The sequence below is a fragment of the Alistipes sp. CAG:268 genome (assembly GCA_000434235.1).
Taxonomy (GTDB): Bacteria; Bacteroidota; Bacteroidia; order Bacteroidales; family Rikenellaceae; genus Alistipes; species Alistipes avistercoris.
Genome location: FR892001.1, coordinates 1 through 8861, shown reverse-complemented (window position 1 = coordinate 8861; position 8861 = coordinate 1). Strand labels below are relative to the sequence as shown.

General features: G+C 60.9%; 7 protein-coding genes and 1 tRNA gene. 5 read left to right on the top strand and 3 right to left on the bottom strand.

What is annotated here, in order from left to right; translation table 11 throughout:
- Positions 1-83: 83 nt before the first annotated feature.
- Positions 84-947, bottom strand: coding sequence for an AraC family transcriptional regulator (locus QZL63_RS05735; protein WP_290586173.1), 864 nt, complete (start codon positions 945-947; stop codon positions 84-86).
- 106 nt (positions 948-1053) lie between these two features.
- Here QZL63_RS05735 and ribB point away from each other — a divergent pair, with 106 nt between their 5' ends.
- Entirely contained in the window at positions 1054-1698 is a 645-nt protein-coding gene (gene ribB / locus QZL63_RS05730; RefSeq protein ID WP_290586210.1) for a 3,4-dihydroxy-2-butanone-4-phosphate synthase, read from the top strand.
- 76 nt (positions 1699-1774) lie between these two features.
- On the opposite strand, the gene groL is transcribed toward ribB, so the two are convergent.
- A complete protein-coding gene (gene groL / locus QZL63_RS05725) occupies positions 1775-3403 on the bottom strand; it encodes a chaperonin GroEL (protein WP_022308374.1) in 1629 nt (542 codons plus the stop codon).
- A 26-nt stretch (positions 3404-3429) separates the two neighbouring features.
- Positions 3430-3699, bottom strand: a complete 270-nt coding sequence (locus QZL63_RS05720; RefSeq protein WP_022308373.1) for a co-chaperone GroES — start codon at positions 3697-3699, stop codon at positions 3430-3432.
- Between the two features lie 235 nt (positions 3700-3934).
- Between QZL63_RS05720 and QZL63_RS05715 the strand changes: the two genes are divergently transcribed.
- The 4 genes from QZL63_RS05715 to QZL63_RS05700 all read left to right on the top strand — a co-directional run bounded on the left by QZL63_RS05715 (position 3935) and on the right by QZL63_RS05700 (position 8792).
- Positions 3935-4011, top strand: a tRNA-His gene (locus QZL63_RS05715).
- Positions 4012-4427: 416 nt separating this feature from the next.
- Entirely contained in the window at positions 4428-4814 is a 387-nt protein-coding gene (locus QZL63_RS05710) for a MarR family winged helix-turn-helix transcriptional regulator (protein WP_022308372.1), read from the top strand.
- Positions 4815-4833: 19 nt separating this feature from the next.
- Positions 4834-7326 (top strand): FAD-dependent oxidoreductase, encoded by a 2493-nt coding sequence (locus QZL63_RS05705; RefSeq protein WP_022308371.1) that lies wholly within the window; start codon positions 4834-4836, stop codon positions 7324-7326.
- A gap of 326 nt (positions 7327-7652) precedes the next feature.
- The gene (locus tag QZL63_RS05700; protein ID WP_022308370.1) at positions 7653-8792 is read left to right on the top strand and encodes a helix-turn-helix domain-containing protein; all 1140 of its coding nucleotides are present in this window, start codon (positions 7653-7655) and stop codon (positions 8790-8792) included.
- The last annotated feature ends 69 nt before the right edge of the window (positions 8793-8861 follow it).

Genomic DNA, 8861 nt, shown 5'->3' with positions numbered 1-8861 from the left:
CCCATGCCCGCGAATGGCACAAGAGCCGCTACTCCGGAGCCTCGGGGGGGGGTCCGTCCGCGCAGGCATTCAGTTTTCCGGAATCACTCCCGGCACAATCCCAGATTCCGACGATAGGCCGTCGGGGTCATGCCGGTCGTCAGGCGGAACAGGCGGTTGAAATGCGACAAGTTGTGGAAACCTGCCTCCGCAGCAATCCGCGCGACGGACTGATCGGTATGCATCAATCCGTTACAGACCCGCGCCATACGGAGCGCATTCGCATATTCGGAGACGGTACGTCCCGTACGACGGCGGAAATAGCGGCACAGGGCCGCCGGTGACAAGCCGGCCGAAGAAGCGATCTCCCCGAGGGTCAGCTTCCGGCCGAGGTTGCCGAGCAGAAAGCGGTGCACCCGCCACAAAGGTTCATCCGCACCGCAGACACCGGCGCAGGGTCCTGCGCCGGCATCGATGCAATGGTAATCGCCGCTGCGTCCCAGAAAATCGAGCAGTTCGAAAAGGATACAAACCCGTCCGACCCCTTCCGTCCCGTCGATCCGCTTCATGGCCGCGACGAAGGCCTCGACCTCCCGCTCGCCCGTAAAGCGCACCCCGCTGCGGCTGCGTTCCAGCAAGACATCGATCCATCGCAGTTCGGAGAGTTCCGACAGATGCACGGGAAACAGCCGCTGCGGGAAATAGAGCACCTCGCAAAGTGCCGACGCACGGTCCGAGGCGGCACACAGGTGCAGATGCGGGACCCCTCCCCCGATAAGCGTCAGCGTCCCGGGTGCATACGGGGCGCTCCCGCCTCCCACGAACTCAACCCCCGATCCGGAGATCACATGGATCAACTCATACTCCGTATGGTAATGCAGCGGAGCCTCGAAGGCGAGCTCCGAAAGATGGGAGACCGACAGCCGTTCGGTTGCCGGCACCATCCGATGGACGATTCCTTGTTTCATATCGGCATGTGGGCAAACAGAGCACCACAATGTGCAAATATACCATAAATAACCGATCGAAACCAGCACTAAATTTGCCTCACCGCAATTACACATCCACGCCATGATGAAACACCCAGCAAACACCGATGCCGAAGCGGCCCGCCGCGTCGAGGCCGCCGCCGAAGCCCTGCGTCGGGGATCGGGAATCCTGCTCACCGACGACGAAGACCGGGAAAACGAAGGGGACCTGATCTTCCCGGCCGAAAGCATCTCCATCGCACAGATGGCCCAGTTGATCCGCCACTGCAGCGGAATCGTCTGTCTGTGCATCACCTCGGAGAGAGCCCGGAGCCTGGACCTGCCGCCCATGGTCCGGCACAACACCAACCGCCAGGGGACCAATTTCACGGTATCCGTCGAAGCCGCCACAGGTGTCACAACGGGCGTCTCGGCAGCCGACCGGATCGCGACGATCCGGGCCGCCATCGCACCGCATGCCCGGCCGGAGGACCTCGCCCGACCGGGCCATCTCTTTCCGCTCGTGGCTCACGAACAGGGGGTGTTCGGACGCCGCGGACATACGGAGGGCAGCGTCGATCTGATGCGCATCGCGGGCTACGCCCCATGCGCCGTACTCTGCGAACTGACGCTGCCGGACGGCTCCATGGCCCGCAGGCCCGAGGTGGAGGCCTTCGCCAGGGAGAACAACTACCCCGTCGTCTCGGTCGCAGACATCGTTCGCTACCGGCTTCTCAAGGAGGAGGCATAACCCCCTCCCGAAAAAAAAAGAATCCCCGAAGGCTGTTGCTTCCGGGGATTCTTCACTATTCAGGTCCGGGGCACGATTACATCATGCCGCCCATGCCGCCGGCGGGCATGGCCGGAGCCGGCTGCTCGGACTTCTTCTCAGCCAGGACGCACTCGGTCGTCAGGAACATCGAGGCGATCGAAGCAGCATTCTCCAGAGCGACACGCGACACCTTCGTCGGGTCGATGATACCGGCCTTGAGCATGTCCTCATACTTGTCGTCGCGGGCGTTGTATCCGAAGGCACCCTCGCCCTCGCGCACCTTGTTCACGACAACCGAGCCCTCGCCGCCGGCGTTGGCCACGATCTGGCGCAGCGGCTCCTCGATCGCACGCTTGACGATCTGGATACCCGTCGTCTGATCCTCGTTGTCGCCCTTCATGCCCTCGAGCGATGCCGTAGCACGGATGTAGGCCACGCCGCCACCCGGAACAATACCCTCTTCGACTGCGGCACGCGTTGCGGCCAGTGCATCGTCCACACGGTCCTTCTTCTCCTTCATCTCGACCTCCGTAGCGGCACCGACATAGAGCACGGCCACACCGCCCGACAGCTTGGCCAGACGCTCCTGCAACTTCTCCTTGTCGTAGTCCGAGGTAGCCTTCTCGATCGAGGCACGGATCTGAGCCACACGTGCGGCGATGGCCTCCTTCTGACCGGCGCCATCGACGATGGTCGTGTTCTCCTTGTTGAGCGTCACCTTGTCGGCCGATCCGAGCATCGAGAGGTCGGTATCCTCGATCTTCATGCCCTTGTCGGTCGATACGACCGTGGCACCGGTCAGGATGGCGATATCCTCGAGCATCTCCTTGCGGCGGTCACCGAAGCCCGGGGCCTTGCAGGCAGCGATCTTCAGCGTACCGCGCAGCTTGTTCACCACGAGGGCCGACAGCGCCTCGCCATCGACATCCTCGGCGATGATCAGCAGCGAACGGCCGCTCTGGGCAACCGGCTCGAGCACGCCCATAAGCTCCTTCATCGTCGAGATCTTCTTGTCCGTGATGAGGATGTAGGGCTTCTCGAGCTGCGCCTCCATCTTCTCGGGATCGGTCATGAAGTAGGCCGAAATGTAACCGCGGTCGAACTGCATGCCCTCGACCACCTCCACATGCGTGTCGGTACCCTTGGCTTCCTCGACGGTGATCACACCCTCGTTATTGACCTTGGCCATCGCCTCGGCGATCAGCTTGCCGATGTTGTGGTCGTTGTTGGCCGAGATCGAAGCCACCTGCTCGATCTTCGCGAAGTCCGAGCCGACCTCCTGGCTCTGTGCACGCAGCGACTCGACAACCTTGGCCACGGCCTTGTCGATACCGCGCTTGAGGTCCATCGGGTTGGCACCGGCGGTCACGTTCTTCAGGCCCACACCGATGATCGACTGTGCAAGCACCGTTGCCGTCGTTGTTCCGTCACCGGCATCGTCGTTGGTCTTCGAAGCGACCTCCTTGACCATCTGTGCACCCATGTTGGCGAATGCATCCTCGAGCTCAACCTCCTTGGCGACCGTCACACCGTCCTTGGTGATCTGGGGAGCACCGAACTTCTTGTCGATAATCACGTTGCGACCCTTGGGGCCCAGCGTTACCTTCACTGCGTTCGACAGCGCATCGACACCCTCCTTGAGGAGTTCGCGCGCCTCGACATTGTATTTGATATCCTTTGCCATGGTGTTTTCCGTTTTTTAGATGTTGATTAGATGATCGCCAGAATGTCGTTCTGCTTCATGATGAGGTAAGTCTCGCCGTCGATCTGAATCTCCTGACCGGCATACTTGCCGTAGAGCACCTGATCGCCCACCTTGACCTCCATCTTGACCTCCGAAGTGCCGGGGCCGACTGCGATGACTTTGCCTGCCAGCGGTTTCTCCTTTGCCGTGTCGGGGATGATCAGACCCCCGGCCGTCTTCTCCTCCGCAGGATTCGGGAGGATCAGCACACGGTCCGATAACGGTTTTACGTTCATAGTTCTATGTTTTTAAGTTATGTTATGTTTTTTTGCTTTCGCACCCTCCTTCCCGACAAGAGTTGTGCCAAGTGCGGTTTGGCAGGTTTTGCGTGACAAAGTCGCAGGGCGGACTGCCATTTTGTCACGCCCGAAGGGAAAGACAACATTTTTCGGCGGATTTTTTTGCACGGACCGAAAAAACGTATTACATTTGCACCTTGAAAGGACGATCTCCCTGCAATGAGATCACATGGTGGATGTAGCTCAGTTGGTTAGAGCGTCGGATTGTGGTTCCGAAGGTCGAGGGTTCGAGCCCCTTCTTCCACCCCAGGGCGCAGGAAAGGGAAGCGCCAAAACAAGCAAAAAGCCTTATGTATCAATGATATGTAAGGCTTTTTTGTTTCTTGCAGGAAAGCGACGACAGTCTCACCGCCAACCGCCAACACCAGCAGCCAGGCTTTCAGCCGCCTGCCCGCCGGCAACAGGCTTCCATTCGGGAATCATGGCGTTTCCCCGTTCGACGCTCCAATCCGCCTACAGACCGAACAGGCCCTTTCCTCGCTGTCGGAGCAATTCCAACACCGAAAGAGGCCCGAAAAAACACGACCGTCCGAAGCAGCCCCTGCCCCATCGGTGAAAGATCCCAGCCTCCAGCCCCTCAGAATTGGACGAGATGCATTTTGTTTTCAATAAAAATAGTTTTTATTGGGAATAATCATATCTTTGCATCGGACAAAACGCAAAAGATGGAACCCATTTGCCGGATCAAGGAGATCTACAAGACTCTGTACCAATTCGAACGGATCTTTTCCGAGCGTCACGGGCTGACGATCAACGAGGCGATGCTGCTCTGCTGCCTCAGGGACGACCGTCCCCGCACGGCCGGAACGTTGTGCGATTTCGTCGGGCTGTCGAATCCCCGCGTCTCGAAGGTCATCACGGCGGTCGAGGGGAAAGGTTTTCTGCTCCGGACGATCAACCCGCATGACCGGCGGCAGATGCTTTTCTCGCTCTCGGACGAAGGATATGCGAAGATCCGGCAGATGCAGCAGGCTGCCATGGGGTTCGACGAACTTTTCGCCCGGCTGAAGGTCCTCACGGAGGAGGCGGAACCCTTTGAATCGAACCAATAAACCAAAAACATACGGACCCATGAAAATTCTTATTGTCGGAGGCGTGGCCGGAGGGGCCACCGTAGCGGCCCGCCTGCGCCGCCTGGACGAGCAGGCCGAAGTGATTCTCTTCGAACGGGGTAAATACGTGTCGTATGCCAACTGCGGCCTGCCTTACTACATCGGCGGCACGATCGCCGACCGCTCGAAGCTCTTCGTGCAGACGGCGAAAGGCTTCACCGACCGCTTCCGCATCGACATCCGCACCGAGCAGGAGGTCACCTCGATCGACCGCACGCGCAAGCAGGTTTCGGTGCACAACCTCGCCACCGGCGAGACCTACACGGAGTCGTACGACCGGCTGGTGCTTTCGCCCGGAGCCGAGCCCCTGCGCCCGAAGATCGAGGGCATCGAGAGCCCGAAAATTTTCACGCTGCGCAGCGTTCCCGACACGGATGCCATCAAACAATATGTCGATACGCAGCGACCGCAGCATGCCGTGGTCGTGGGCGGCGGATTCATCGGTCTGGAAATGGCCGAGAACCTGCACCGCCTCGGGCTGCATGTCGATGTGGTGGAGATGGCCAACCAGGTGATGGCCCCGCTCGACTTCTCGATGGCGGCACTCGTCCACCGCCACCTGACGGACAAGGGGGTGGGGCTCTACCTTGAGGATGGCGTCGTACGCTTCGAGGAGACCCCCGAAGGGCGTGTTTCCATCCACCTGCAGAGCGGCCGGAAGATCACGTCGGATCTGGTGATCCTGAGTATCGGCGTGCGTCCCGAGACCAGACTCGCCCAGGAAGCGGGGCTCGTGCTGGGCGAGCGCCGCGGCATCGCCGTCAATGAATACATGCAGACCTCCGACCCGGAGATCTACGCCCTGGGCGACGCCGTCGAGGTGCGCCATCTGGTCACAGGCCGCCCGGCCCTGATTCCGCTGGCAGGCCCGGCCAACAAACAGGGCCGCATCGTAGCCGACAACATCATACTGGGCAACACCCACTCCTACAAGGGTTCGATCGGCACCTCGGTTGCCAAGGTCTTCGACCTGACGGTAGCCGCGGCCGGAGCCAATGCCAAGCTTTTGAAGGCCAACGGCATCGAATACATCTCGTCATACACGCACGGTGCTTCGCACGCCGGCTACTACCCCGATGCGCTGCCGCTCGCGATCAAGATCCTCTTCGCTCCCGGCACGGGCCGCCTGCTCGGCGCACAGGTCGTCGGATACGACGGTGCCGACAAACGCATCGAAATGTTCGAACAGATCATCCGCACGGGCGGCACCGTCCACGACCTCACGGAGCTGGAGCATGCCTATGCACCTCCCTACTCCTCGGCCAAGGATCAGGTGAACATGGCCGGATATGTGGCGGAGAACATCCTTGCCGGACGGGTGCGCCCGATCCAGTGGCGCGAGATCGGGACGCTTTCCCGGGAGACGCTGTGCATCGACGTCCGCACGCGCGATGAGTTCGCAATGGGTTCGATCCCGGGCTTCGTGAACATCCCGCTCGACGAGCTGCGCGAACACCTCGGTGAACTGCCGCGCGAGCGGCCCGTCGTGGTGAGCTGCGCCGTCGGTCTGCGGGGCTACCTGGCAAGCCGCATCCTCTCGCAGCACAGATTTACAGACGTCCGCAACCTCTCGGGCGGCTACGCGACATGGCGCGCGGCAACCGCCCCGGTACCCGAGCCCCACAACGAGCAGAGCGGGAATGGCAGCTGCGGATGCAGCACCGGGGCCGGAGTCCGGAGTGTACGGCATGCGCCGACCGCCTGCGCGGAACCGGCAACCCCGACGCTCGAGGTGGATGCCTGCGGGCTGATGTGCCCGGGGCCGGTCATGCAACTCAGGAAGAGCTACGAAGGGCTGAAACCGGGCGAACGGCTCCGCATCACGGCAACGGACCAGGCATTCGGCCGTGACGTGGCCTCGTGGTGCCGGATGACGGGCGCCGAACTGCTGTCGCTCGACACGAGCTGCGGCAAGGTGCGGGCCCTGATCCGCAAGCAGACGCCGACCGAGGCTTCGTGCCGCAGCGCACAACGCACAGCGGCCGACAACAAGACGATCGTGGTCTTCAGCGACGATCTGGACAAGGCGCTGGCATCGTTCGTCATCGCCAACGGAGCGGCAGCAACCGGGAAGCAGGTGACGATGTTCTTCACCTTCTGGGGGCTCAACGTCATCAAAAAGCGCGAAAAACCAGCCGTACGGAAAGACCTCATGGACCGCATGTTCGGCTGGATGCTCCCGGCGCACAGCGGACAGCTGCACCTCTCGAAGCTCAACATGTGGGGCATGGGCAGCCGCATGATGCGCGGCATCATGCGCCGCAAAAAGATCGACAGCCTCGAGGAACTGATGCGCCAGGCCCGCGAGAGCGGCGTGGAGATGATCGCCTGCACGATGTCGATGGACGTCATGGGCGTACGGCGCGAAGAGCTGCTGGACGGCATCACGCTGGGCGGCGTTGCCTCGTACCTCGACCGCACCGAGGAGGCCAACCTGAACCTCTTCATCTGATCGTTTCCGCCCGGGAATATATCCCGGTCCCGCACCCGGATCCGAAGACGGCGGGCGGGCTTCGGGACCATGGTTTCAAAAAAGGCCTGCATGTCAAAAGCATGCAGGCCTTTTCATCTTACCGGAGCAGCCGGAGCCGATCCGGCTCCTGACCGGCCCGACAGAAAAACGGACGAAATTGTTCCCTTCGGAAAACTTTTCGTGTACAAAAATCAAACGCCCGATCGAATTATTGCGTACCTTTGTTATGTGTTTGCGACGCAGACCCGGGAGCCTTCCTCCCGAAGAGACAGGCCTCCGTCCGCAGGCCGCAATACCAAAACCCCATGAACTACCCGCTCTACGAATACTCGCTCTGCATCGCCCTGCCGCTGATGATCTTCTTCGGCGTCTATTTCCTGCTGGCCCCGACGCCCGACCGGGCCATCTTCGCCAACTACCTCCGCTCACGACGCATCATGGGCGCTGCCATATTGCTGCTGGCCGCCAACTATGCGGTGCATTTCTTCTTCGGGATCCGGTTCCACAACGTCAATGCGGCCATCCTGATGAACCTTTCGACCTACTTCCTCTGCTACTGGCTCTTCAGTTCGGCACTCACCACGCTGCTCGATCGCTTCTACGTCACGGGGCGGCGCTTTGCCTTCCACCTCGCCGCATGGATGCTCTTCACGCTCCTGTCGGCCTTCATCCTGCTGGGTCTGCACAGCGGCCCGACCCAAAAGGCGGGACTGACGGTAATGGCCGCCTGGCTCGTGTGCTACGGCATCAGGCTGGCCCGACGTCTTATCCGCGCCTACCGACGCGCCGTACGTCTCTTCGCCGACACCCACTCCGACGACATCGGGGCCTACATCCGCTGGCTCTCGATCTTCACCTACTGGGCCGTCATCTTCGGTGTCGGCTGCGGGCTGCTCACGTTCCTGCCCGACCGCTACGTCTTCGTGTGGATCCTCTCGTCGGTTCCTTTCTACATCTACCTTTTCCATTGCTACCAGAGCTACCTGCTCTTCTACGAGCGGGTGGAACATGCAATGGAGAGCGAAATCGCATCGGAAGACGAGATCCTGAGCGACGCCGGGACGGAGTCCGAACCCGAGCCCGAAATGCCGTCGCACCTCACGGAGATCGCCGGAAAGATCCGGGAGTGGATCGCCGCCGACGGCTATCTCCACCCGGGACTCACGATCAAGGAACTGGCCGACACCCTGCATACCAACCGCACCTACCTTTCGGGATACATCAAGGCGACCTATGACCTTTCGTTCCGCGACTGGGTCACTGACCTGCGGCTGGAATATGCCAAGCGGAGCATGCTCCGGCACCCCGAGCAGAACATCGCCGAAATCGCCGAGATCTCGGGCTTCGTTTCGCCCAGCCATTTCACCCGGATCTTCAAGGAAAAGGAGGGTGTATCCCCGTCCGGATGGCGCAAGTCTCACCTCGAAAACGATCCGATTTCGTGACATCCCGCCCTCTCCGGGCGCCGGTGCGTCTTGCCTAAACAACAATTTTTCTTGCCTAAACGACAATTT

Coding starts and splice junctions, on each gene's coding strand:
- ribB (WP_290586210.1), top strand. CDS start 1,054: ATGAAACACCCAGCAAACACCGATGCCGAAGCGGCCCGCCGCGTCGAG.
- groL (WP_022308374.1), bottom strand. CDS start 3,403: ATGGCAAAGGATATCAAATACAATGTCGAGGCGCGCGAACTCCTCAAG.
- QZL63_RS05700 (WP_022308370.1), top strand. CDS start 7,653: ATGAACTACCCGCTCTACGAATACTCGCTCTGCATCGCCCTGCCGCTG.
- QZL63_RS05720 (WP_022308373.1), bottom strand. CDS start 3,699: ATGAACGTAAAACCGTTATCGGACCGTGTGCTGATCCTCCCGAATCCT.
- QZL63_RS05705 (WP_022308371.1), top strand. CDS start 4,834: ATGAAAATTCTTATTGTCGGAGGCGTGGCCGGAGGGGCCACCGTAGCG.
- QZL63_RS05735 (WP_290586173.1), bottom strand. CDS start 947: ATGAAACAAGGAATCGTCCATCGGATGGTGCCGGCAACCGAACGGCTG.
- QZL63_RS05710 (WP_022308372.1), top strand. CDS start 4,428: ATGGAACCCATTTGCCGGATCAAGGAGATCTACAAGACTCTGTACCAA.